Origin of the sequence: Paenibacillus sp. N3/727, from assembly GCF_022637315.1 — a bacterium.
Taxonomy (GTDB): domain Bacteria; phylum Bacillota; class Bacilli; order Paenibacillales; family Paenibacillaceae; genus Paenibacillus_AQ; species Paenibacillus_AQ uliginis.
Map to the genome: position 1 here is coordinate 3,720,447 of NZ_CP093336.1, position 26,629 is coordinate 3,747,075.

22 protein-coding genes are annotated in these 26,629 nt (G+C 42.2%); 1 reads left to right on the top strand and 21 read right to left on the bottom strand.

All coding sequences use genetic code 11. The features are described from left to right. Positions 1 to 41: 41 nt before the first annotated feature. From metE to MNQ98_RS17050, 11 genes are all read right to left on the bottom strand, one after another. Positions 42 to 2,333 (bottom strand): 5-methyltetrahydropteroyltriglutamate--homocysteine S-methyltransferase, encoded by a 2,292-nt coding sequence (gene metE / locus MNQ98_RS17000; RefSeq protein ID WP_241929320.1) that lies wholly within the window; start codon positions 2,331 to 2,333, stop codon positions 42 to 44. A 362-nt stretch (positions 2,334 to 2,695) separates the two neighbouring features. Next, positions 2,696 to 3,427 (bottom strand): trehalose operon repressor, encoded by a 732-nt coding sequence (gene treR / locus MNQ98_RS17005; RefSeq protein ID WP_241929321.1) that lies wholly within the window; start codon positions 3,425 to 3,427, stop codon positions 2,696 to 2,698. A 42-nt stretch (positions 3,428 to 3,469) separates the two neighbouring features. Next, on the bottom strand, positions 3,470 to 5,503 hold the full coding sequence (gene treP / locus MNQ98_RS17010; RefSeq protein ID WP_241929322.1) for a PTS system trehalose-specific EIIBC component: 2,034 nt from the start codon (positions 5,501 to 5,503) through the stop codon (positions 3,470 to 3,472). A gap of 28 nt (positions 5,504 to 5,531) precedes the next feature. Next, on the bottom strand, positions 5,532 to 7,250 hold the full coding sequence (treC, locus tag MNQ98_RS17015) for an alpha,alpha-phosphotrehalase (protein WP_241929323.1): 1,719 nt from the start codon (positions 7,248 to 7,250) through the stop codon (positions 5,532 to 5,534). 230 nt (positions 7,251 to 7,480) lie between these two features. Continuing rightward, entirely contained in the window at positions 7,481 to 7,825 is a 345-nt protein-coding gene (locus MNQ98_RS17020; protein ID WP_241929324.1) for a DUF4181 domain-containing protein, read from the bottom strand. Positions 7,826 to 8,108: 283 nt separating this feature from the next. Beyond that, a complete protein-coding gene (locus MNQ98_RS17025) occupies positions 8,109 to 9,665 on the bottom strand; it encodes an ABC-F family ATP-binding cassette domain-containing protein (RefSeq protein WP_208919484.1) in 1,557 nt (518 codons plus the stop codon). Positions 9,666 to 10,013: 348 nt separating this feature from the next. Continuing rightward, a complete protein-coding gene (locus MNQ98_RS17030; protein WP_241929325.1) occupies positions 10,014 to 10,781 on the bottom strand; it encodes an N-acetyltransferase in 768 nt (255 codons plus the stop codon). Between the two features lie 165 nt (positions 10,782 to 10,946). Then, a complete protein-coding gene (locus MNQ98_RS17035; RefSeq protein ID WP_241933952.1) occupies positions 10,947 to 11,387 on the bottom strand; it encodes a hypothetical protein in 441 nt (146 codons plus the stop codon). A gap of 324 nt (positions 11,388 to 11,711) precedes the next feature. Then, complete coding sequence (locus MNQ98_RS17040) at positions 11,712 to 11,942, bottom strand: hypothetical protein (RefSeq protein ID WP_241929326.1); 231 nt, start codon at positions 11,940 to 11,942, stop codon at positions 11,712 to 11,714. 339 nt (positions 11,943 to 12,281) lie between these two features. Further along, a complete protein-coding gene (locus MNQ98_RS17045; protein ID WP_241929327.1) occupies positions 12,282 to 14,066 on the bottom strand; it encodes an ABC transporter ATP-binding protein in 1,785 nt (594 codons plus the stop codon). Beyond that, on the bottom strand, positions 14,063 to 15,784 hold the full coding sequence (locus MNQ98_RS17050) for an ABC transporter ATP-binding protein (RefSeq protein ID WP_241929328.1): 1,722 nt from the start codon (positions 15,782 to 15,784) through the stop codon (positions 14,063 to 14,065). Before MNQ98_RS17050 ends, MNQ98_RS17045 begins: the two co-directional genes overlap by 4 nt. Positions 15,785 to 16,560: 776 nt before the next feature. On the opposite strand from MNQ98_RS17050, the gene MNQ98_RS17055 reads away from it, so the two are divergent. Then, positions 16,561 to 17,457 carry a phosphotransferase family protein gene (locus MNQ98_RS17055; RefSeq protein ID WP_241929329.1) on the top strand — a complete coding sequence of 299 codons (897 nt, stop codon included), beginning with the start codon at positions 16,561 to 16,563 and terminating at the stop codon, positions 17,455 to 17,457. A gap of 294 nt (positions 17,458 to 17,751) precedes the next feature. Here the strand turns inward: MNQ98_RS17055 and MNQ98_RS17060 are convergent, their stop codons facing one another. From MNQ98_RS17060 to modA, 10 genes are all read right to left on the bottom strand, one after another. Further along, a complete protein-coding gene (locus MNQ98_RS17060; protein WP_241929330.1) occupies positions 17,752 to 18,639 on the bottom strand; it encodes a YwqG family protein in 888 nt (295 codons plus the stop codon). Between the two features lie 77 nt (positions 18,640 to 18,716). Beyond that, positions 18,717 to 20,045, bottom strand: a complete 1,329-nt coding sequence (locus MNQ98_RS17065) for an MFS transporter (RefSeq protein ID WP_241929331.1) — start codon at positions 20,043 to 20,045, stop codon at positions 18,717 to 18,719. 104 nt (positions 20,046 to 20,149) lie between these two features. Beyond that, the gene (locus tag MNQ98_RS17070) at positions 20,150 to 20,557 is read right to left on the bottom strand and encodes a hypothetical protein (protein WP_241929332.1); all 408 of its coding nucleotides are present in this window, start codon (positions 20,555 to 20,557) and stop codon (positions 20,150 to 20,152) included. A gap of 363 nt (positions 20,558 to 20,920) precedes the next feature. Then, positions 20,921 to 21,688, bottom strand: coding sequence for a class I SAM-dependent methyltransferase (locus tag MNQ98_RS17075; protein ID WP_241929333.1), 768 nt, complete (start codon positions 21,686 to 21,688; stop codon positions 20,921 to 20,923). 288 nt (positions 21,689 to 21,976) lie between these two features. Continuing rightward, positions 21,977 to 22,444, bottom strand: coding sequence for a DUF6896 domain-containing protein (locus tag MNQ98_RS17080; RefSeq protein ID WP_241929334.1), 468 nt, complete (start codon positions 22,442 to 22,444; stop codon positions 21,977 to 21,979). Positions 22,445 to 22,934: 490 nt separating this feature from the next. Beyond that, complete coding sequence (locus tag MNQ98_RS17085) at positions 22,935 to 23,441, bottom strand: GNAT family N-acetyltransferase (RefSeq protein WP_241929335.1); 507 nt, start codon at positions 23,439 to 23,441, stop codon at positions 22,935 to 22,937. A gap of 308 nt (positions 23,442 to 23,749) precedes the next feature. Beyond that, positions 23,750 to 24,106 (bottom strand): acylphosphatase, encoded by a 357-nt coding sequence (locus tag MNQ98_RS17090; RefSeq protein WP_241929336.1) that lies wholly within the window; start codon positions 24,104 to 24,106, stop codon positions 23,750 to 23,752. Between the two features lie 349 nt (positions 24,107 to 24,455). Then, positions 24,456 to 24,878 carry a VOC family protein gene (locus MNQ98_RS17095; protein ID WP_241929337.1) on the bottom strand — a complete coding sequence of 141 codons (423 nt, stop codon included), beginning with the start codon at positions 24,876 to 24,878 and terminating at the stop codon, positions 24,456 to 24,458. Between the two features lie 225 nt (positions 24,879 to 25,103). Then, positions 25,104 to 25,769 carry a molybdate ABC transporter permease subunit gene (gene modB, locus MNQ98_RS17100; RefSeq protein WP_241929338.1) on the bottom strand — a complete coding sequence of 222 codons (666 nt, stop codon included), beginning with the start codon at positions 25,767 to 25,769 and terminating at the stop codon, positions 25,104 to 25,106. A 2-nt stretch (positions 25,770 to 25,771) separates the two neighbouring features. Further along, complete coding sequence (modA, locus tag MNQ98_RS17105) at positions 25,772 to 26,629, bottom strand: molybdate ABC transporter substrate-binding protein (RefSeq protein ID WP_241929339.1); 858 nt, start codon at positions 26,627 to 26,629, stop codon at positions 25,772 to 25,774.

The window sequence follows — 26,629 nt, forward strand, 5'->3', positions numbered from 1 at the left end:
TATTCATCTTTAGCATCTCTGATTAACTAAGCAGCCTACCACTACACCTTAAGGGAATACTTTGCACGAGCAATCTGCGTGGCTTCAACCATGTTACGCAAGGAATCAACTGTTTCTTCGAGACCACGTGTTTTGAGTCCACAGTCCGGATTAATCCAGAATAGCTTTGGATCCAGTACCCGCAAGGCGCGCTCGATCATGCTTGTCATCTCTTCCACTCTCGGAATGCGCGGACTGTGAATATCATATACGCCCAATCCGATGCCAAGTTTATAAGTATTGATCTCAAAGCTATGGATAAGTTCACCATGGCTACGCGAAGTCTCGATTGAAATTACATCCGCATCCATTGCCTCGATCGAATTAATCATGTCATGAAACTCGCAATAACACATATGCGTGTGAATTTGTGTTGTATCCTTTACAGTGCACGTGGTCATGCGGAAGGATTTTACAGCCCATGCCAGGTAATCTGCCTGATCTTTTTCCTTAAGCGGAAGTCCTTCGCGAACCGCTGGTTCATCCACTTGAATCATACCGATACCTGCCTGCTCAAGCGCTTCAACCTCTTGTCTCAGCGCATAGGCCAGTTGGTAAGCGATTTGTTCGCGTGTGATATCCTCACGGACAAATGACCAGTTCATGATAGTAATTGGACCGGTTAACATCCCTTTAATAGGTCTGTTGGTTTTCGTCTGGGCATACTTGGTTTCCTCGACCGTCATCGCTGCCTCGAATGCTACATCTCCGAATATGATGGGCGGTTTCACACAGCGGGAACCGTATGACTGCACCCATCCATACTGAGTGAAAGCGAAGCCTGCAAGCTTCTCACCAAAGAATTCGACCATATCCGTCCGTTCAAATTCACCATGCACGAGAACATCCAGCCCGATCTCTTCCTGCAGCTTAATCCAGATATCGATCTGCTCCCGGATGAAGTCAGCATACTGTTCATTGTTCCACTCACCTTTACGCCACAGTTGACGGGCTTTGCGTACCTCAACGGACTGCGGAAAGCTACCGATGGTCGTCGTCGGAAAAATCGGCAATTGCCATTTGTTCCGTTGAGCAATATGACGTTCAGCAAATGGTTGACTGCGTTCTGGATTTTTTGCACTAATGGCAGCAACGGTTTGCTGAATGTCTTTACGATTACGCTCATCTGATAGCTTGAGTGCCTGGAGAGCACTCTCGTATTGCTCCAGTTCTTCTCTAATTGCAGCAGCCCCGCCAGATGAGACTGCTTTCGTCAGAAGGATAAGCTCGTCCAGCTTCTCATCAGCAAATGCGAGAGCATTTTTCAGTTCAGTTAGGAGCTTTTTCTCATTTTTCACCGTGACTGGTACGTGAAGAAGACTGCAAGAAGTTTGTACAATTAGCTTGTCGCTAGTCACTAAATCCGCAAGTTCTTCCAGCAATACGAGTCTATCACGAAGTGACGCCTTCCAGATGCCACGACCATCGATGACTCCTGCACCTAAAACCTTATCCGAAGGGAAACCGAAGGTTTTAATCGACGACAAATTTCCGGAGAATCCATGTACGAAATCGAGCCCTATTCCTTTGACCGGCAGCTGGATAATATCACTGTAATTCTCTAGTGATTCAAAATAGGTTTGCAGCATGATGTTCAGATCAGGCACTGATGAAGAAAACGTCTCATAAATCGTCTTTAACCGCTGGAGATCAGCTGTGCTTAATTTCGTAACAAGAATCGGTTCGTCTATCTGTACCCATTGAACCCCTTCTTGTGCAAGCTCCTGCAGAATCTGTACATAGAGCGGTAGTAAACGCTCCAGCCAGGCATCTGTCTCTGAAACATCATATCCTTTAGACAGTTTCAGGAAAGTTAATGGTCCAACGATAACTGGTTTTCCTTCGATACCGAGCTTTTCCTTCGCTTCTCGATATGCCACAAGGGGTTTATTCTCGGTAATTACCGGTGTTGCCCCATCCAATTCAGGAACGATATAGTGATAGTTGGTGTTAAACCACTTGGTCATTTCACTTGCTGCAGCATCCTTTGTCCCACGGGCAATACCGTAATAAACAGACAAAGGTACAAGCCCCCCCTCATAAGGGAAACGTTGTGGAATAATGCCGAACATCGTAGCTGTATCCAATACGTGATCATAATAACTGAAATCATTAACCGGTATAATATCCACGCCCTTGTCCTTCTGCTTCCGCAGATGATCCAGACGGATTTCCTGGAGCTTACTGTAAAACTCCGATTCTTCGAGCTTGCCGGACCAAAACGCTTCGAGAGCTTTCTTCCATTCGCGTTCCGCACCAATGCGTGGATATCCCAAAACACTACTCTTTGCCATCTCGTAACACTCCCATACAAATTGTTACAAGTAAGATATCACGGATTCGTGGATATAGAGTAACAGTATTAAACTATAACTAGATATAGTTTAAGGCTATAGCAGACTTGGTTTGTCGCACAAAATGGGGTTGATAAGAAATCTGATTAGTCTTCATGGCGACCAGAATGAGAGTTACAACCAGATAGATAAGCGGCAATTGAGCTTTCATTTTCAGGTAGTTATAAAGTGTACTTATCATTACTTTTCTTGGTGGGAGCCCTAAATATTATGAAAAGTATCGATATATTCGATAATAGCATCACATCAGATTGTAAATAAAATGACCGTCTTCCTGAGAAAACGGTCATACATTTTGAAGCTCACGAAGTCTGCACCATGGATATTCTTCTTGCAAAATCTACAAACTGGAACTTGTCCAACCGATGTCTCGACTCCGTATATTGAAAGAGCGTTGTATTCTCCAGATGAACATATCCCCGGACGACAACCACATGGGTATCATCTCTGAGATCCATATACTGATGGTCCATCTCCGTAGCCCGTTCCACGCAAATAACCTTCTCCGCGTAGCTGATCTTTAAATGAAGCTCCTGCTCCAGATATTGATAAATGGAATCTGCCGTGATTTCCTTCGTCAAATTCGTAACGATTTCAGCAAGCAAATAATCGATATCCAGAATGATGCGTTCACCTTCAATTTCTCTGGCACGTATAACCTTCCATACAGGCTGATCTGCTCGGATATGAAGCTCCTTAGCTATTTTGTCTCCTGCCGGAACACATTCAGTAACATAAACAAGAGTTCGACTCTTTTTGCCTAATCGTTCGGAAAGCTCTTTATAACTGACCAGACCCGACACTGGAAATTTCAATCGGCCTGTATCTAGTACAAAGGAACCCTTCCCTTTTACTTTGTTAATGTAACCATTCTGTGCCAGTAAGTTCAATCCCTTGCGTACGGTTTCTCTTGAGGTTTGATATGTCACAGCAAGCTCATTCTCAGATGGAAGTTTACTTCCAGATTGGAGGATCCCCGCATCAATACGTTCGGCGTAATCTTTGTAAAGTGTCAAAAAAATATTGTTTGTCATCGCTTTATCACCATAGCTATTATACCATGTTTTGCAGCGATTTCATTGCTCCATGTCTGAAACGCCAGATTTAGGATCGAGTGAAACCTGCAATACCGGGGTCTTGCCTTGAATAGCTCTCCCCGCATATTCTTTAATCTCCTGAATGCCATCCTGCCCATCCGGAACAAGAATCGGGGTAATGACAGGCAAACCTGCTTGTTCAATACGTTCTTTATCAAATTCAAGCAAAAGTTGTCCTTCGGTTATAATCGATCCTGTCTCCACATGAGCGGTAAAGCCGTCCCCTTTTAAGGAAACCGTGTTAATTCCCACATGAATCAAAACCTGAATTCCGTTAGCATCGGTTAGAATGAGTGCATGTTTGCTCTTGATCAGGTGTGCAACGGTTCCATCAAATGGAGCATATACCTTCCCTTCGGATGGAATAATGGCAATTCCTTTCCCCATCTGTTTTTCCGAAAAAGCAGGGTCAGGGACTTCTGATAGAGGCACAATTACTCCATTCAGCGGTGCCGTGATATCAACCGTAAGCTTCGTAGAAATTGGATTTGCTTCAGATTTTAGTGAAACATCATTCTGACCACTCGATTCTTCCGTCGTTATTGCCTGTTCACTTACTGCCGAATCCGGTGTATTTTCTTTCTCCAACCGGTTAGACTGCCTGGACAACTGGTATCTGCCATACAATAGCGTACCGGTAAAAGGAATCACAAGAACAATAGCCATTCCCAGAAAGAAGACACCCCATTGGTTCGGGAAGATCGACAAGAATCCCGGAATGCCGCCTACGCCGATGGAAGAAGCAAGAACGTTATTTACGGCTAATAGTACGCCTGCGATCCCGGAACCGATCATTCCGAAAATAAAGGGGCATTTGAAACGTATATTGACACCGAAAATCGCCGGCTCGGTTACGCCCAAAAAGGCGGAGATGGATGAGGTTACGGCAAGGCCTTTCGCTTTCTGTTCTCTTACAATGAACATCATGGCTAGAGCTGCTGCACCTTGTGCAATATTAGACAAGGCAAGCATCGGCCACAGGAAAGTTCCACCTTCACTTCCGATGAGTTGAATATCCACCGCAAGGAAGGTGTGGTGCATCCCCGTAATAACAAGCAATGCGTACAAACCACCATAAATCAAACCGCCGAGTGCAGCAAAAGAATCGAAGATGCTGACAAGTCCCGAAGTAAGCGCATTACCAATCATGAATGTGATCGGACCTACCACAATAAACGCAAGGAATCCAGTAACTAACAAGGCAACAGGTGCTACTACTAACAATTTAATAGAATCATGTACTCGTTTGTCTAAAAACTTTTCGACCTTCGCTAAAATGTAAGCGGAGACAAGTACAGGTAACACTTGGCCCTGATACCCAATCTTCTCGACTTCAAATCCGAATAGATTCCATACCGGTACCGTGCCTTCCAGCTTGGCATCTGCATATTGATAAGCGCTCATCAGATCCGGATTCACGAGAATCAGACCTAAAACAATCCCTAACAGCGGATTCCCCCCGAATTGCCGCACGGCTGACCAACCGATCAAGACAGGCAGGAAAGTAAAGGCCGTACTTGCAATCAGGTTAATGATGGAAGCCACATCTGCCCACTCAGGATGCACCTCAATTAATGATTGACCTTCATAGAAAATGCCGGGTCCCGTAAGAATATTGTTAATTCCAAGCAGGAGACCCGCCATAACGATGGCCGGCAAGATCGGGATAAAGATATCGGAAAGCGTCTTTATGGCCCGCTGGAGTGGATTTTGTTTCTTGCTGGCAAGCGATTTCACATCATCCTTGGTTGCTCTGGCGCCCCCAATAATTTCAATCATCTCATTGTAGACTTGGTCGACCAGACCCGGTCCGATCACGACCTGAAATTGACCCTGTGAAGAGAAGTGTCCCTTCACCAGATCATTTTCATCAAGTGCTTTAGAATCTACTTTGCTTTCATCCGCAAGGGCAAATCTTAATCTGGTTACACAATGCGTAGCGGCTTCAATGTTGTCTTTTCCTCCGACTGCCTCAATGATCCGCTCCACATTTTTACGATCTAATTTCGCCATAGCCTCCCGCTCCTGACTTTATGAGATTTTATTGTATGGTTTTAATCAGCCACATATATGACCCGTAAGGTGAAAGCTTAACGATTGGAGTGAGTTCTGGTTCTTCCGCTGTATTACCTAAGAGAAGCTCTGCTAACCGATCTTCGGGGAGATTCTCAGTGAACTTCTTGGGAAGTTCAAACCGAACCTCTTCCTTGCTGAAATTTGAAATAACGACAAGTGTTTCTTCTGAATTTATTCTGGCATAGGCATAAACCTGGGGATGTCCTACATCAAGACGAACGTATCTTCCATCTGTAAATACCGGGATACTTTTACGAAACTCAATTAACTTTCGATAGTGGTGATAAATCGAATTATAATCTTCTACCTGTGCCTTTGCATTGATTAACGGATAACGTTCATCGATCTTGATCCAAGGTGTACCGGTAGTAAATCCACCCTGATCGCTATCATCCCATAGCATGGGCAACCGCGAATTATCTCTGGAGCGTACACTTACAATATGAGCAGCTTCTTCAGGTGTTTTTCCCCTTAGCTGAAGAATTTCGTACATATTTCGTGATTCAATATCACGGAACTCGGAAATATCATTCCATTTGGGATCCGGCATACCGATTTCTTCTCCTTGATAGACATAAGGCGTACCTTGCAATCCATGAAGCGTGGTTGCGAGCAGTTTGGCGCTTTCGTTCCGGTATTGGTCCTCGTTCGTAAACCGGGTAAGCGAGCGCGGTTGATCATGATTGTTCCAGAACAGCGCATTCCAGCCACCACCCTGCTGTATGCCGATCTGCCAATCGGAAAGCACTTTTTTCAGTTCCTCGAAATCATAAGGCTTAACTTCCCACTTTTGTCCGTTGGGGTAATCCACCTTTAGATGATGGAAGTTGAATGTCATGGAAAACTCATTTTCCTCCGGATTAGAGTAGCGAATGCAATGTTCTAGTGTAGTTGAAGACATTTCACCAACAGTTACTAAATTAAACGGTCTGAACACTTTTTCATTCAGTTCTTTAACATACTCATGCACACGAGGTCCATCGGTGTAAAATTTACGCCCATCCCCTGGTGGTACAGAGCCGTCATCATTTGGGAATGAGGGATCTTTGGAAATAAGGTTTATGACATCCATCCGGAACCCGCTTACACCCTTTTCAGCCCAAAACGTTAGCAAATCAACAACCGCTTGTCTAACCTTTTCATTTTCCCAGTTCAGATCCGCTTGTGTCTTATCATAAAGAGTCAAATAATACTGCTCTGTTCCTTCGTCAAACTGCCAAGCTGGGCCTCCGAATTTGGACTGCCAATTGTTAGGCGGCCCCCCATCCTCTGCAGGATCTTTCCAGATGTAATAATCCCGATATGGATTATCACGAGAAGACTTTGCTTCCTTGAACCAACGATGTTCGGTAGAGGAATGATTGACCACAATATCGATCATAAGATGCATACTTCTGTTCTTTAGTTCCTGAACGAGCTCATCAAAATCTTCCATCGTTCCGTAGGCAGGATCAATGTTGTAATAATCCGCAACATCGTAACCGTTATCATTTTGTGGAGAAACATACACCGGCTGAAGCCATACGATGTCGATACCCAATCCTTTTATATAATCAAGCTTCTCAGTAAGCCCGCGAATATCGCCTGTACCACGGCCAGTTGTATCGTTAAAGCTTTTCGGGTATACCTGATAAACCGTAGATGCTCTCCACCAATCTCGAGGCTGGTTTCCCTTAGTTAGCATGAAAATCCACCTTCCTTGTCATCTTGTATATACAGGTTGTTTATAGACAAATCATATACTTGTATATACAGGAAGTCAACCACCTAACAATTAATACCCACTTCTGTGGGTTATAGACCAATATTTTGAATAATCTTCGGATAAAAAAATACTGCCCTCGGCGCAAGTACGAATGGATCATACTTGCGCCGAGGGTAGTATTTAAAACATAAAAATAAGTTTCAAAACATTCAAAACATGAACAAAAGAATGTAGGCCATCCCGATCATTAGTGAAACAAGTGAAATGATATGTTCTTTCGATTCCCTGATGTACTTCCATTCTGCGAATGCATTAAAGCTAAATGCAATAATGAGAGTGAACAGCCAAAACCATCTCATAATATTCATATTTGAGAAGTCGAGGTTAAAGAGAACAACGAGAGAGATCAAAATAAGGATCCATGCTCCCCAAGAGTAGAACCTTTTTCCGCTCGTCTCTGAAATTTTGATTTTTTCCCCTTTAACGAACCATAGTTTTATCAAGAATCGAACGATAACCAGAATAATAAGTAATGATGAAATTGAAATACCCATAAGGATGCCTCCTCCATTAATGCATCTCCAACAATATGCATAAAACCCCAATTTATCCCTTCTTGTTCCCCGATGGATTATATCATATTTTATGGTAGCAGAATCTGGTGATAGAACCTGGATAAATTGAATGACTAAATGTGAGTCTCTTAAGTCCGTTTAAACGCGCAAAGAAAAAGCCGCATAGCTGCGGCTTTTTGGGTTTATTTTCGTATTCGTAATCTCAGACAATGGACAGTGACTTAAACGCATATCGTCAAAGATTTTAAAAGCGACTGATCGCTTAAAATACTTTTGTTGTCCAAGATTCACAATTCCAGATATCTGTTGCAATATCGCTGTAAAACTCAGGTTCGTGGGAAATCATCAGAATGCTGCCTTTATACGCTTTTAAGGCCCGTTTCAGCTCATCTTTCGCATCCACATCCAAATGGTTTGTCGGTTCGTCGAGCACGAGCAGATTTGTTTCGCTGTTAATGAGTTTGCACAAACGGACTTTGGCCTTTTCCCCGCCGCTCAATACAGCAATTTTGCTCTCAATATGTTTGGTTGTTAGTCCGCATTTGGCCAGCGCCGCGCGTACCTCAAACTGGCTTAATGAAGGGAAGCTTTCCCATATTTCCTCGATGCATGTGTTGTAGTTGCCTTCTTTCATTTCCTGCTCGAAGTAGCCGATCTCCAAGTTATAACCAAGCTCTACAGAGCCGGATAGTGCCGGAATTTCACCTAAAATGCTGCGCAGCAGTGTCGTTTTACCGATCCCGTTCGCACCAACAAGCGCAACCTTCTGTCCACGCTCCATCCGCAGATCAAGAGGTCTGGATAGTGGGCTGTCGTAGCCGATGACCAGATCTTTCGTTTCAAAGATATCCTTGCCGGCTGTTTTACCTTCCTTGAAGTTAAACTGCGGCTTCGGCTTTTCCTTGGAAAGCTCAATCACTTCCATCTTGTCGAGTTTCTTTTGTCTGGACATCGCCATATTTCGGGTAGCCACGCTGGCTTTGTTACGGGCAACAAAATCCTTCAACTCCGAGATTTCTTGCTGCTGCCGGTTATAAGCCGATTCAAGCTGTTGTTTCTTCATTTCGTAAACCTGCTGGAACTGATCGTAGTCACCTACATACCGACTCAGTTTTTGATTTTCCATATGGTAAATCAAATTGATTACGCTGTTCAGGAACGGTATATCGTGCGAGATCAGTATAAAAGCATTTTCATATTCTTGAAGGTAACGTTTAAGCCATTCAATATGCTGTTCATCCAAATAGTTGGTTGGCTCATCAAGAAGCAAAATATCAGGTTTTTCCAGCAACAGCTTGGCCAGCAATATTTTTGTCCGCTGACCGCCGCTAAGGTCGTTAACGTCACGGTCAAGTCCAATGTCAGTTATACCCAAACCGCGGGCTGTCTCCTGCACCTTGGCATCAATCATGTAAAAATCTTGGCTGGTGAGCGTATCTTGAATTGTTCCGACTTCTTCCAGCAGTTTTTCTAGCTCTTCCGGGGACACTTCCCCCATTTTGTTGTACATTTCATTCATTTCTTGCTCTAGGTCGAACAAGTATTGAAACGCACCCCGAAGTACATCTTGAATCGTCATCCCTTTGGTCAAAACAGCATGCTGATCAAGATAACCCACGCGTACACGCTTAGACCATTCAACCTTGCCTTCATCCGGCTGAAGCTTGCTCGTAATGATGTTCATAAAAGTAGATTTGCCTTCGCCGTTTGCGCCGATTAATCCGATGTGCTCACCTTTTAAAAGTCTGAACGAAACATCTTTAAAGATAGCGCGATCTCCAAAACCATGACTTAATCCTTCAACGTTTAATATGCTCATCTATACACCTTTTTCTAATATTATCGATCTATTATAAGCATGATGAAGTAAAAAGTTCAATAAGAAGCCAAAACGCTTTCTACTAAATCCCCATCAGCCTCAGGATAAGTTGCATTAATTCATCTCAATTTATGAACTGGTCAGCCTTAAAAAACCATAGAAAAACTAATTGCTTGTTTGGTGACTAGTGCTTGGACTTAATTTACCCTACATACAATTCGCCAAAAATTTCAGGTCTAAGTAAAGCTTGCGTTTACTTGCAAAAAAGCCACATGATCTCACGCGCAGCTTGCAAGCATTAATTGAATAGCTAACCAATCAAGGTTTCTTCTTTAATGGTTGTGCTATCTAAGAAGATTCTTTACTTAAGCTAAGAAGTAATTTTTCAAATTTGTTTGGGCTCATAATTTCATGAGTAATAAACTTACCATTGTATAACATGCAGAAGGTTGTCCATACGCTAGGAGCCTTCCTCGCTTCTTCCCTCGTGTTCAATCGATGGCTGGCAAAGTCCATTCCCTGTTCAGAGGCAACTTTCTCTAGGTCCTCTATAATCCCCACGGCAAAGGGGCATTGAGCCGTATAATATACGGTGATCCCGTTATTAACAGAGAATGCGTCTTTGACCGAGCATCCAAAGGTTGGCATGACGGCCTGATCATTCCACTTGAGGACAGCCAGTTCGAAATATGGGTCTGCTTGATCTACGATTGTAAAGCCCATATGCTCAAAATAGCGTTTGTCGCTCAGATAAGGAAGTTTCTTTTTGCTTACAAGATGGACGATTCCGTCCATTCCAAGAGCCATCGCATCTTCTTTGCATTTGTTTAGTAACTGTCTTCCATGCCCGCTATCTTTGTGTCGGCCTGAAACCCATAAACAATTGATATACATATAATTTGGCGCTTCAATAGGTACCCAGGCTTTTTCCGCTGGCAAATACTCGATAAAAACTTTGGCTCGATCGTCCAGTCTATAAAAAGTCAATCCGTCTTCCATACGCTCCCTTAGCCAATGTTTCTTTTCTCGAACGGCCTGTTCATATTGCTTCGCGCCCAAGGCGCAGCAGATATGTACCTGATCTAAATTGTCTCTTGTTATTTGGACATATCGCATTTGTTTACATCCTTTGCATAAGATTTTTATTAGAAATCAGACTCAAGCAGTCTCAATATCACTTTGATCAGAAAATTGCGCCTTATGGATCTACCAACATAACAATTCTTACCGATACGGCACAGTCTGTGGCGGCCCATTTCTCGGAGAGTTTCAACTGTGAGCTTAGTTCGAAGATTCATCTCCAATATTTTTTTGCAAATATTCCCGGTATTCCCACAGCGCTTCATCCAGCTGACCTTCGCCCTCCAACAGTACCATGACGGCATACGAAATCATGTCCAACCACTCTTCCATCTGCCCGACTTGCTCTTTGGAGATCAGCCTATTTCTTTGCAGCATACCGTCAGGGTAAATGGCCCAGGAACGGGCAAGCTGACAAATGCTCCAAAAACATGAAAAAATCACTCGGCTCACTTGTGGCTTCTCAAATTCCTCCGCCAGCACCTCGATAATCTGCATCAGCTCATGAAAATTACGTTCGTCCAGCTCCCCGCGAAAAGGTCTGAGCATTCCCAAAAATCCATGTTGCATCTTCTCATGCTCCAGATCTTCATGAACGAATGCGTGACATTTAAGCAAGAAAAGCGCCTCCACTTTATCCATCATATCATCTCCTATCACTTACACGGTGTGCGTTTACTCCTAAACTTTCTTCCCCGTTATGACAAAGCCTTCAAGCACCAGCTAGAAGTTATCTTCGGTATAGCCTGCTATGGTACTTAGATACGGTAACCTGAATATAAGTGCTTCCACAGCGTTCGCTCTCTGAGCTCTCTTGAACAAATTCTTATTTACCAGATTATAACATTCTATAAAAAAATCCACGCTATGCGTGGAATCATTTTAGTATACATATCTATGTTAAGAATGAGTTTCTGTTAAACAAGTTAAGCAAAGGCTGCCAATCTACCGGCGGCCTTCCGTGGATTATTTGTTTTGCGTTGACAATGAATCAATTATTTTACTGATGGCATCCACATTAAAATTCTTTTCTGCCATCTGATATAATTCGTAGGTGAATCCTTCATATTCCCAAATCACGATTCCGTTTGCAAAATATACCTTTTTCTTTCGCTGTGATCCATCCCCATTCTCCCCGACATCTGAACGGTTTACTCCCGAATCGGGTTGTTCTATATCGTACTGGGTAATTTCCATATTCCCCACCTAGAAGCGTCACTTGGGCGATCTCCAACTGCAACCCTCCCTTCATTGCGTCATAAACAAATTGCGCAATTTGTTCTTATGAGTCTTACAATAGTTAATACGAAAAACTTATTAAAGTATTAACAAATAAAAATCGTAGATAGTAGTTTTTGTAATGAAGAAAACAAAAAAACCGCAGTTTACGCGGTTCCTTAAGCCTATATTTTCTTGTTTTCACACTACAAAACCAAACAGGCCGGCCAAGGATAATCACCTTAGCCAGCCCTGTTTCATTTCTTTTCTTGTTCCCGAGTTTAATAATCTTTCGGATAAAAATATAGAGACAGCATGTTAGTCGGTACAATTTGCATATTCCTCAACAGAGGATTGCTCTCCTTGCCACAGCAGCCGCATCTCTTCACAAGACGCAAGCAATTCAGACAAGCTGCCTTCCGCTTCGATCCGGCCATCCTTCATGACGATAATATGATCTGCCTTCGCAAGAGCAGCCCTCCGGTGAGATACCGCAATACAAGTAACATCACGCTCCTTGAACAGTCCATCCCAAACCTGTTGCTCCGTCTCCACATCCAGCGCACTAGATAGATCGTCAAAGATGAACAGATCAGCACCCGTCATCAGCATACGTGCAGTCGCTGCACGTTGGATCTGTCCACCTGACAGCATGACGCCCCTTGGACCTACGAATGTTTCCAGCCCTTGTTCCAAGTTCTGAATGTCCTTTTCCATGACAGCCAGACGAATAGCACGTTCCAAGGATTCTTCACCACGCTCTTTCTTCCCTTGCACAATATTCTCTCGCAAAGTATCGCTGAACAAACGAGGAACCTGAGGCGTGTATGCAGCTCTAGGCGGCATTAGAAAGGTAGCAGGAACAACCTCCTCCCTATTCCAGCGAATTTTACCCTCTTGTTTGGAAAGCAGGCCAAATAGTGTCCGAACAAGTGTAGATTTACCGGCCCCGATACGTCCAGTGATAACTAGGAATTTTCCGCGTTCCAGACGGAAATTGATATCCGATATTCCGTTCTCAGAATTTGGATAATGATACGACAAGTTGCTTACTTCAACTTCTCTCAGCTTCTCCTTCGGATCTCTGTTGATCTTAGGCAGTTCAGGAGGATCCTCGTTAAGATAAGTCTCCCGTGCCTCAATGATTCGGTCTTCCTCGCCCGGGCGGAACAGTGTCCGTATCCGGTCAAAGGATACCCTCAACCGCTTGTGCTGAAATATCATGTAACCGAACAAGGAAATACTGTAGCCGATGTTTGCCATATAAGTCGTAAACAAAGCAAAATCCCCAACGGTAAAATGCCCAGCCTGCATCTCAGCAGCACACATCAGAAGGACCAAACCCGTACAGATGCTGAGTACATGTTGATTAAGTGATCTCATCCACTGTTTGAATAGATTATCCTTTAGCGCTGCCTGACGGCGATCTTCGTTCAGCTTCGTAAAACGCTCATGAACATGATCCTCAGCCTGCCCCAGCTTCAGGGCTTGAACCGCCCCAAAGGTTTCTGCAATAAAGCTAGTAATTCGTCCGGTAGCTTCACGGTTCTTCTGTCCATATCGACGAGCTCGGTTACCAGATAAATTGTTAAGCAGCGTCACAACCACAAACGGCAAAACAGCGACCAACATAATTTTCCAATTAATGCTCGCCATAATGACAACTGAAACCACCGTAAATACAAGCTTCCCCCAGAAATCTACCCAGGATTCCACATACTCGACAACCTCATCCACGTCATCACGGAAACGACTCATCGCCTCCCCAGGTGATGCTGGCAGATTCCGTCCTGGCCAGCGCATAATGCCTGCCAGCATATTCGTACGCAAAATGGCCTGAATGTGATAGATATACGTTACCCATTGGTAGAATGCTGCAAAAAATGTCCCCACTCTTGCGACCCTCACAACGGCAATGAAGATCAGCGGTACAGCCAGCCACACATAATCGGTAGAATTGGACGTGGCACGATCAAAGAACCACTGCATACCAATCCCAATCAACAACGGCAAGGAGTGAAATATACACCATAACAAGCCGTTAATTAAAAACAATGAAGGCTTAAATCGAAATAGGCGCCCTATAAAACCAGTGATCGTCATGCCAGTTCCTCCTCTCTGCCTGTAATCAGCAGCCTGGCATAATGCGAATCTGGATCTTGCGCCAGTGCTTTCCGTGCTCCGAATTCCAATATTCGGCCATCACCCAACACCATAATTTTATCCACCCGCTCCAACGTTGCCAGGCGATGGGCAATAATGATCCCTGTACATTGACTCATCAGCTGATCCACTGCCACCTGCAGCATCGTTTCCGTTGCAGCATCAAGTCGTGAAGAAGGCTCATCCAGAATGACCAAACTCGGCTGTGTCAAAAATACCCTGGTCAATGCAAACAGTTGCGCTTCCCCTGCAGACAGGGAGGACCCGCCTGTCGTCAGATGGGTATCCAATCCTTCTGGCTGCGCATCGATCCACTGACGCAGTTCCAGCCGCTCCGTTGTTTCCAGAATAAATTCATCGGATACACTGTTATTAAACAAAGTCAGATTATCACGCAGTGAGCCATCGAACAGCTGCACATCCTGCGTAACCATGCCGACCCGACGATAAAGCGCTGGAAGCTTTAGTTTCGTAATATCTGTACCACCGACGCGGATCACCCCATTGTCGATATTGTACAGACGAAGCAAGACACGGCTGAGACTCGACTTCCCACTGCCGGTACGACCGATAATGCCAAGACGCTCCCCTGGCTTAACTGTAAAGTTAATGTCTTTTAACACTGGCTTATCTTCGTTGTAACTGAAGTTGACTCCTTCAAATTCCAGACCCAGCGGTCCCTCATAAAGATGATCCTGCTCCCCGTCCATGATCTCGCTGCTATTCGAGAGCAATTCTCTGGAACGAAGCATGCCGGATTTCGCTTTTTGAAACTCTTGCACCTGATCGCCCAGCCTCTCAATCGGGTCGTTCAACATCTGTGTATATTGATAAATGAGGAACAGTGTTCCCAGGCTAATCTCACCGATCAAATAGTAACGAACCCCTAGTAATAGTACAGCGGTAACCGCAAGAGCAAACAGGATGACGGTGGTGTTCCACGGAATGACACGGAGCATCCAAGCTTTTCTTCCTTTCAAAAACACGGCGCGCATCATCCGATGAAACCGATTCATCACATAAGGCACATTACCGTTGGCCTGCACATCCTCAATCCCTGCAATGCGTTCTTCAATTAATCCGAACAGGGAAGCACTGGCTTCACGTTCGTTTTTCGATGAATTGACGCCCAGATTACGGATGAACACCATGAACATAATCGACACTAGCGTAAAGACTGTCATCACGATAGCGATCGGCAAATTCACGGTAAACATAAACCCTAAAATCCCGGCCAACAGCACAAAGCTTCCGATGACCTGCACGATAAACATCGCGAAAAAGTTTGAAATGCTCGTCACATCACCATCAATCCGTTCAATCATCTCACCTGGCGTTTTTACGTTGTGAAACCTCATATCCAGCCGCAAGCAGTGCTTCAAGAGATCCCCGCGAAGCCGGTTCGTTGCCCGCCACGAAATATCGTTACCAAGATAACTGACAGCTACCGTAATCAACTGGTTTAATACAGCAACAACAAGGAATAACCCCGCAAGCTGAATCAGACTGGCTAATATTCCGCCACCTGCTGCCGTATCAATAAAGCGTTTGACAATCTGTGGATTCAGAAGCTGCAAGCCTGTCGAGGTTAACAGCAAGATGAGCAAAATCATCAGCCGCCCTTTGACCGGGCTCAAATACCGTAGCAGCCATGACATTGATGTTTTCTCTTTTTTGGGCACTGTGCCCACCCCCATATGCATACAAGTGTGTATAGATCAATACCACCCAAGACCTTATGTCAGAAGTCAGTAAATCATGACCAGTCTAGATGAAAGGCCTGGGCATTCCGATGTTTCAGTCGGAAAGTCGCTACGAAGTATCGTATAACGCAACATTACAACAAGGGACAAATTCTAACTTCTCGTAAAAACAATTCATGATTTCCAAATGATTCCTTTTCATTCTTCGAACTTCTCCTTCCTATGTGAAGAGACTATTGGAGACGCAAAAAAGCCATAGATGAACAAATGTCCATCTACAGCTTATAACAACAAGAGAACAGCATAAGTAAATACACTTTTGCAGATTCCTTGTATGCATTGCAATAATGATGAAAGTTCATAACAGGGAGTGCACAAACGTAGGCAACACAAACAACCTTAACTAGGCGCTTGTCAAAATCACCTTAATCGTTCATACCTTATTCAGTTATCGATTAATCGATAGTTCCTGTCATAAACATTTTCATCGTTACCAACCCATTCACATAATTTGTTCTCATTGTATCCGTTTACAATATAAACGTCAAGATATTATTTACTATAAATACATCTATATCCATTTATGTGTCGTACATTTAGAAATAAAAAGAGTCCCGAATTTTTTCGAGACCCTATTCAACATCATAGCAAATATTAAATTATAAGTCTACTTTTTTTTGCCGGATTGTGTAAGAATATGATTTGTTAAAGGAAAAGAGGAGGCAATATATATGATTCCGGCAAAAATATCAGCTTATTGTTCGAAGATGCCCTTGTTGAATGAGGTTACTGAATGGTCACCCTTGAGGAAATGGGCTCTTTCCGAAGTTTACAGAGTACAGTTGTTACAGGGTGAAACCCGCATTATTAAATGGAGCGGAAATGAGATGGCTAGGGAAGCTACAATTTATGAAGAGTTGGTTCATCCATTGGAGTTAAAGGCACCGCAGATCTTTGAGATCATTCACATGAAGGACAGCGCAGTTATCATCATGGAGGATGCCGGAAAAAGAGATTTGGAACAGCAGATAGAGCCTGAGTATTTTCTTGAAGCTGCGAGGGAATTAGCAAGACTTAGAGTGAAAGCAACAGTCAACCTTGAAAGGTTGCTCTCAAGAAAGACCATCGAAAAATATTCAGTCTCAAAAGATGACTTTCTTCAGATGTTGGACGATCTTCTGAAATCGGATAAATTAGCAGGGAACAGATTATTACTAGACGTTAAGGGAGTATTACCACAACAATTAGAGATGTTATATCATAAGGTCCCTACTTCGCTAATACATGCTGATTATCATGCAAAGAACCTTCTGATTCAAGACAATGGAATTATGCCAATTGATTGGTCCCATGCTTATTTAAGTCCTCATCTTGGTGACTTGTATTGCTTAATTAAGGAGGCGCATCACTGTAGCAATCTATCAAGAGAAGATTTATTATCAGCATTTCTAGAGGTAACTGATATAAATATCGATCATCTGAACTGGCAAGTGCATATCGGCGGTTTATGTTGGCTAATAAAAACTTTGCGATGGCTTGTTTATGGCGGCACAGAGACAATCCCAGGATCTGAAGCCTGGATACCCGATCTAATGAAAGATTTAGAGAATATATATCAGCAATTCTAATATTATCCCCTTTAAGTAGACAGTAAAATTACTGTTGATCTTGGAGGGGATTTTTTATGGCTGGGATACTGCAAACTTACATCCTTACCACAAAAAGAACCGCGATATTCGCGGTTCCTGATGTATATATGTTGTCCTTCAATAAGCCTGAGGTTCCAAATTCAGTAGTTTTTTTGGCCCTCTGCCCACTTAACGTTTGGAGCAACCGATATTAACATACTCTCCACTTCTCCCGTTATCTGTCAGGACATCATTAATTTTGCTTCCGAGAAGCAGCAGCTTTTGGACAGATTGTCAGCTGGAGTATAAAGAACAATAGGTATGCGCAAAGTTTCCCGCAAGTAAATCCTCTTTACGAATATAAAATTGTAATTCTCCGGCATCCCACCAACAGAAGCCTACCTCATCATCCGAATCGATGGCCAGCAGCAGCAGTGTATCCCGAATCTCCTGCTCAGCCCGTTCCGAGCTGCCGCCAAAATGAGCGGTAATTTGCTGCATTGCTGCTTCGGGAGAGTAGGTGTATTCCTTCCCTGTTAGCATCATTAAAGCGGCCTCATATTCACAATCTCCGTGCTGGGTGGCGGGATAGCCGAAGATTACAGCCAGATCGTCACTATCCGAACCGCTCAACTGGAAGCACAGCTCTTCATAAGCTTCGAAATCATGCTCATCGTCTTCTACCTGTTCATCATCCACATATGCATAGTTGGGAGGTTCAAGTGACGCCCTTGCTTCAACGTGATAACCAGTATATTCCTCTTCGAGCGTAGTCAATTCTGGAGAAGGGCGCCGACGAGCGTCAACAATTTGATCTTCTTGCAAAAACAGAACCCGATGCTCAATGTTATAGGCAGGCTCATCGACACCTATAAAGAAATACAGCATGCCGCTAACCGGAAGCAATGAAGAATCATCATACTGGGCCAAATCCCCCAACTGTAGCTGAGCCAAAAAAGTCATCGGCTTCCCCTCGGAATCCTGCGGCCATTCAACCTGCGGGGGAAGATCCGGATCTCCACCAATTCGGGAGGTACAGGCTTTACCGTAGTCATCCAGTCCCCGTTTGGATAATCGAATCCCTTGTCGTGTATGTTCCATTAAATATTCCAGAGCATGACCAAATTGGTGCTCATGGATAATATTCTGTATCTTTTTCTTATTTTCCTCGGTTAACTCCATGTTCTTTAAACTCCTCCTATGGCTTCATATACTAAAAACATTGACAGAACCACTTCGATAAAATGCCAAAATCATATCTATAATTGCCTTTCTATGACTACATCTTTTCTCCGATTGCTGTGTGCCCAAATTACAACTGGGATAAGCAGCAGAGAACTGAAACCTCCCACAAGAGATAGGATCGTAAAGTTAGAATGTGCAACGACCATACCAGACAAAGCTCCTCCAGATGCCCCTGCCAATGCAACCAGAACATCAACCGTTCCTTGTGTTTTTGCACGAATGTCTGGCGGCGTTGCATCAATGATCTGCGCTGTACCGCTAATTAAACCAAAGTTCCATCCGAGTCCCAGTAGTGCTAGAGCGACGATAAGCAATACCATTGAATCGGGCGGTGCCCATGCGGCAAAAATCCCTGCTAAGAGAAGCGTAATTCCTGAAGCGTATGACATAATCGTTCGTCCGAGCTTGTCTACAAGGATACCGGTCACAAGGGAAGGGAGATACATAGCAGCGATATGAATGCCAATTACCAACCCTACCTCTCGTAAACCATGTCCGTGATCTTTCATGTGGACGGGTGTCATCGTCATGATTGCGATCATGACGATTTGAGTTAACACCATGACGGTTGCCCCGACAATGATTCCCCTGTTGTTGAAAGCCGCTGTCTTGATATTTGTTTCTGGAACGTTGTCCTGGCTTGCTTTTTGTGCTTCAGTTATGGCTTTAGAAACGACAAATGGATCCGGGCGGAGCAAAGCCAAAAGCACCAGACCAGCTAAAATGTAAGCTGCTGCCGCTAGAATGAACGGACCCGCCAATGTAGGAATACCAAGAGACATAGCGAAGCGACCCATTACATCTACTAAATTTGGACCCGCAACGGCACCAAAAGTAGTGGATACCATCGCAATGCTGATTGCTCTTGCCCGTTGTGTGGATTTAGCCAAGTCGGTACCGGCATAGCGTGCTTGTAAGTTTGTAGCCGTACCAGCACCATAGATCAGCAGTGAAGCAAACAACAGCGGAAGACTGTTAGCGACTGCCGAAATTACGACTCCGATTGCACCTATGCCGCCAGCGAAAAAGCCTGTTGATAGTCCTGCTCGACGGCCAAAACGTTGAGAAAGTCGTCCTACTAGAAGCGCAGCCACGGCAGAACCTAGCGTTATAAGAGCAGCAGGAATCCCCGCATAGCTGTTCGTACCCAACATATCCTGAGCAAGGAGCGCGCCGACGGTTACGCCTGCTGCAAGTCCAGCTCCGCCAAAGATTTGAGAAAGTGCAACGATAATCAAAGTCTTTTGATAAAGCTGGTGCTGTTTTTCAGGCGAATCAATATATTTTTGTAGCAAATCTTTTCGACTTTTTAATTTCACTTCAACAGTAGTGATATCCGACAAATGTTAAAACCACCTTCTTTTACAGATTGATTGAGTCATAAACTTCAGGCATGATTTGGCCGAGTTGGTGATAGGTGTTGCACACATATCCACCTGCCAACAGTCTATAGTCTTTCTTCGTCATCGCTATACTCATATAGTTTTACAAAATCAAAATTGGATGAGCTTAGTAAATCTTTAAGATATTTTTCTTGTTCTTCGATAGGTACATGATATGGTGGTGCTACATCTTTCAGATTAGCAAACAATACCCACCCTACGTCTTCATTGGGAAACTTACATTTCCCTTCTAAATCTGTATTTGGGTATATTTCTACATATACTTGCTTTTCTTTATTTAAATTCCAATAATAATATTTATAAATATATGGAAGTCTCGCATTCAACATACCTTTATTATTGCTTTTTGAGAAGGTTCTATTAAGTGGTTCCAAAAATTTATAAAGAGCACTCATTAATGACTTTTCATCCTTACTTGTGCATAAAAAACCGTACTCGATCATTTTATTCATCATAAATCCCCCACAAGAAATGATTAATGCATTTAATAATCCGTAATTTTATTTTTAACGCTTAGGTTAGGTCCTGCCATTCTTTTAACATTCGATTCAGGTATTTCGTATAACGTCTCTAGTATTCATGAAATGCCCCAGCCTTAGATAGCTCTTATCTTAGGCTGGGGCATTTGTTGCCTGAGATTCTTCCATGATTATACATCTGGCAATCAAGGAGCGATAACCCTGAAACGTTAATACAGTGTTATCTAATGGAACGGCCCCACTTCTTCGAGTAGAGACCGAACATCGACCTACATGACTTTATCTAATAACAAATACAACTCAACAAACATTTCCCGTTAATGCAACGAGAACAAATCATTTTCTTGCTAAATACAAATCGATAGTATCATAAACATATAACACATCACCAAATCGTAAAATCGCTTCTCTAATCTCGTTTTCAAATAATACTCTTGTACTTGATGGCATTGTTCTATGGTCTGAATATGTATTTAATAAGGCAATATAGTCAGTCGAAGTAAATCTTCTTGTTAAATGATATAACTTGAACACAATTTCTCTAAATCCATATGCCTGAATTGTTTTCTTTCGATAATTATATCTTTCAGTATCATGCTCCACAATTTTGGTACTGGAAGGTCTATATTTTTGATATATGCTTTGAATATTCTGATGTAACTCATCATTTTCTCGTGATACAAATGGACGGTTCCAAAATAATGCTAGTGTTCCATCGGTTTTTAATAATTTTGAGACTTTAGAATAGCCTGTTTCTTCTGGAATCCAATGAAATGCAGTAGCTGAATAAATTAAATCAATACTGTCATCTGGACATTCAAATTCTTCAAATGCAGTATTGCATACTGTAAAGTTTTTATATTCTAGAAACTTCAATTTTGAATATTCTGCAAGATCTTTTCCTAATTCAATTGCCGTTAATTCACAGCCTGTTTCCAAAAAAGATCTTGTTGCCTGACCTGTTCCCATACCAATTTCAATTGCTTTTTTGCCTTGCTCAATTTGAGAATACTCTATAATATCTTTGAATAATTTATCACAATATGTCGGTCTCCATTTTTCGTAATTCTTCACATCCTCATTAAATGTTAATCGTTTATCCAAAATAATCATCGTCCTTCCGAAATTCATTATCACGCTATACAGCCTGTTAGTTTATAGTATCAATATGTTTTTCACATCGAGCAACAGGACGTTTCGACTGAATAACATACAAATCTCTGGGGGACGATCTTTCAGATAAAGCTCGATGCGTGATTGCGGGTGTTAACTGATGTTTCTACCTTCCTCGAGCAACCCACATAATTCTTCTGGCAATCCACTTTGATACATTTCCATGCAATCAGCATGACTTTCTAAAGTTTTTATTATATCTGGATGTGGAACGGTTTTTCATTCTGTAAGAATCTTTCTGTATTCAACACCATGAATATGCATAAGCATTTTTCGTTTTTCTAATACTTCAAAAAAGTTCAACATATCACCAAATGGATTTTCGAAATATTCAATCAAGTGTTTAAGATTCTCAGTTGATTTCAAGAAATCATAAAAAAAATAAGGGTCAACGTTTCCAATATCGTCTATACTCCCGAGAGAAACTTCTAATTTTTGTCCAGTTTCTAAATTCTCAAACATGCAATGCTCTCCATGAACATCAAAGTACCAATTACCAGTTAAATGTTCTTCACCGTTTAGTAAATCCGCATTTGAAAGTAAGTAGTAACTTCCTTTTATGATCTCTGATTTTTCAGGCTGGTTAGTTTCCGATATTAATTTGTCAATGAGTTCTCGCGCAATTACTTTATAAGTGTCCATTGCTGCCAATAATTCATCCATCGTTTCTTTTGTTAGCGAGTTCATACATTACCGCCTTCAATACTATTAATATTTTTTAGATAAAGTTTTTTTAAAACCCTTCTTACCAACTCACCCTGCGGATACGCCTCTTTTCCCCATTTTGTAGAACGTTCTGGTGTTCAGGACGTCCGACATATGTCAGATATATCCGGCTGATCCGCTCCCTTGCCAAAAACTCTGCCAATCCCAAGGCGTAAAGCCTACAGCATGAACTTAGTGTTATGTTTGGTCCGCGCCTTTTACATCGCTTTTCAAATCGGCTTTTTATGACTTTAGGAATTACACATAACGTTTCGCATTCCTGACGTCCAATCGGCTTAAGGACGTAGGTCCGGGTGGTTTCGCCACTTAGCCGGTTGGATGTGTCGCTTGATTCACTTCTCTGAAATGCCTCTTGCGACCGAGGAGTCAACGCGACTATGCAGGAATGTTATGTTATAAGATCTCCCCCGACATCAAAACATTCCTTACGAATAATTTCTATTAACCTTTATTATGTCAATTTCTTTATTAGATAGAGTGCAACATCATCATCTATTATTACTGTATCTCCACGATCAATATATCGGTGACTATTATAGATTCCCTTACCATCTGGAATATACCCACGCTTTGCATACAAAATTTGTGCATTTCCATAATCCGAAAATAATCCAACTCCAATGCCCGCAATCTCAGATCGTTCTTTAATAATATTTTCCGCCTTATCCATCAATTTAGAGCCAACACCTTGACAGCGATATTTGATTAAAACATTAAAATCATTTATCTCTGGGATTCCCTTATCTTTAAAGGATGGATAGTATGAATTCCATAATATATTTACATAACCTGCGAAAGTATTATCTACTTCAGCAATTATTGAGACTCTATCGCCGTTTTTTTGTTCCTCAAGATAGTTAAGATACAAATCAACGGGCTTATTCCATCCTTGTTCTTTAAATGATGCTGAAATAGCTACCGGATCATGCTCATTCAATTCTCTAATATGGATATTCATATACTTTCCCACTTTCATAGGTTATTTACGAATCTTTTGTTTTGTGGGGGATTTCCTATAACGTTTCCGCATCTACGACGCGCCCCGGCCTTAGATAGCTCTTATCTTAGGCCGGGGCGTATGTTATCTGATTCTTCTTCTATGCTTTATCACCTGACAACCAAGGGGCGAATGCCCCGCAGCGTAGAAGCAATGTTATAGGATGTCGGCGCCTCCTTCGAAATAACCAATACTTAACTATAGTATCCGTTAGTTTTAATCAAGTGTTCGAAATTGAAATTAGGAAAGTCGCTTATACTATATGTACTTTATTCCACTATTGTAAAGCTTTCTTCACCCTCTCTAATAGGCAGATCAATTATAGTCATTTTCTTTACAGACGCCCGTTTCAATGACCGCATGCAATGGACCAGAAAATCAATATGCGACTCTTCCCCTTGTAATTCTGCTTCCACACTTCCATCTTTTAAATTTCTCACCCATCCAGTTAATTTCATTCTTCGAGCAATACAATATATTTCCAAGCGGAATCCTACCTTTTGCACCCTTCCAGAAAAAGCTACGTTTTTTCTGACTATAATGCTTGGTGTAAATTTTGGAAACTTAACACGATTTGCATGCCAAATTACATATTCATTTCTTAATTTCTTAAAAACGCTCATCATTCCATAGACTCCTTTTTATTACTATTTTTGCCTTTTATATTATTGAAACATATCACCTTCAATTAACGACTCGTTAGTTAATTCAACAATTAATTTAAATAGGTTTTGATTTTTTTAATTATTTGCGTTGATTTCCTATAACGTTCCCGTATTCACGAACCCTCACCGACTTAAGGACCAAAGGCCCGGCCGCGACGCGGTTAGTCGGTGCAGGGTTGTCCGCCTGATATAACATCCTCGAAATTCCGCGCGCGGACCTAGCAGCCACCAGGCTGCGATGCGTGAATATGATGTTATCGGAGGTACTTGCCTTCTTTGTAATTCTTACACTGAATAACCTTCTATATTTCTAATTCATTCGATTAATAATAGGATGGTCTTCGTTTAATTGCAATAAATCCCATAGGTTCCCATAAAGATCTTTAAATACTGCAACTATCCCATATGACTGTTCTTTAGGTTCTCTTACAAATTCTATTCCATTAGAAATCATATCGTTATAATCTCTCCAGAAATCATCAGTGTTTAGAAACAAGAAAACTCTCCCGCCGGATTGATTACCTATAAATACTTCTTGATCTGGTTTCGATGCTCTTGCCAGTAAAATTGTTGTACCTACTGAGCCCGGCGGAGCAACTACCACCCATCGTTTATCTTGTTCTGGCTGATAAGTATCCTCTACTAATGTAAAATGAAGTTTCTTTGTATAAAAATCTATGGCCTCATCATAATCCTTAACAACAAGAGCGATATGGACTATTGATTGAATCATTCTCGTTTCTCCTCCGATTCTTTTATATTATTTACAATTATTTCCTATAACTGTATGTTTACGAACTTCGCTAATAACTCCATATTATGTGTATTGCTGGACTTCGTAAATACCCAAGTTCATGTCATAGTTTTAAACCGAAATAAAATATAAAAAGAGCCGATTACAGCTATCGACTCTTCATTTTGCTTACCAATTCATTTATTCATTTATAATTATCCCATTTCATGAGATTTTACGACTAGCAAGCAGCAAAAGAAATGAGATTACAATAATAGCGGCTGTCCAAGCCCAAGCTAGCGGAGTGTTGCCAGAATCTACCGCAACATAGATAGCCGTTGGAATCGTTTGTGTTTTGCCTGGAATGTTTCCCGCAATCATTAATGTAGCTCCGAATTCACCTAGACCGCGTGCAAAGCCCAAAATATAAGCAGTGATCAGCGATCGAAACGTTAACGGTAGTGTTATGTACCTGAATACCCCCCATTCGTTCGCGCCGGTCGAGCGGGCTGCATCCTCCAAGTTCCGATCTACAGAAGCAAATCCAACTTTCATGGTCTGATAAACAAGAGGAAAAGAAACAACGATAGAGGCAACAACGGCAGCCCACCAAGTAAATACAATAGGTGCGTTAAAAAACCATTCTATCCACTTTCCAATCCAACTTCTCCGTCCTAACATAACAAGTAATAAAAAGCCAACTACTGTTGGGGGGAGCACCAACGGCAGCATAAATATCGTTTCAAGAATAATCTTGCCTTTGAATGAGCGGCGGGATAACCACCATGCGATTGCTACTCCAATGATGATAACGACTATGCTTGATAACAAAGCTACTTGTAATGAAAGCTGAATAGGCGACCAAAAATCATGTGAATTGAATGAAGCCACGATTAGTTAGGAACCTTAAAGCCATATTTAGTAAATACATCAAGTGCTTCTTGCGATTGCAAATATGTGTAAAAATTTTCGGCTTCCTTATTATTTTTCGTAGCTTTGATTATACCAATCGGATATTGGATAGTGTCATACGTATTTGGGTCAACCGCAAAAGCAATCCTAACTTTATCAGATGTTAGCGCATCTGTCTTATATACAAAGCCCGCATCCGCATTGCCGGTCTCTACATATTGAAGTACTTGTCTAACGTCTTTTGCCTGTACGGATTTAGCTTGCAAACCGTCCCATAGCTTCGCGTTCGTGAGCGCTTCCTTGGCATAGTTGCCAGCAGGCACGCTTTCCGGTATGCCAATCGCAACGTTTTTCACTTCCGGCTTAGTTAGATCTGCTATATTTTCAATCGGCGTTTTTCCGTCTACAGGAACAACAACAACAAGCTCATTATTCAACAAATTAACTTGTTGATTCGTTTCAATCAATTGTTTTTCAACAAGGGCTGTCATGTTCTTAACGGAAGCGGACAGGAACAAATCAGCCGGTGCTCCTTGCTCAATTTGCTGTTGCAGCGCACCGGATGCGCCGAAATTGAAGTTCAGTTTAATGTTTTGATTTTTAGATTCATAAGTCTTCTGAATTTCCATCAAAGCATCCGTCATGCTTGCTGCAGCCGAAATAGTTAGTTCAACCGTTTCGACGGGTTGCTCACTAGAAGCTGGTGTACTTTCTGTTGGAATAGCAGTACTCGTATTGGTATCGGAATTTGTCTTTTGTGCAGCACCACAACCGGTAAATACCAACATCATAACGAAAACGAATGATAATAACGTAAAACCTTTAACAAATTTGAACAT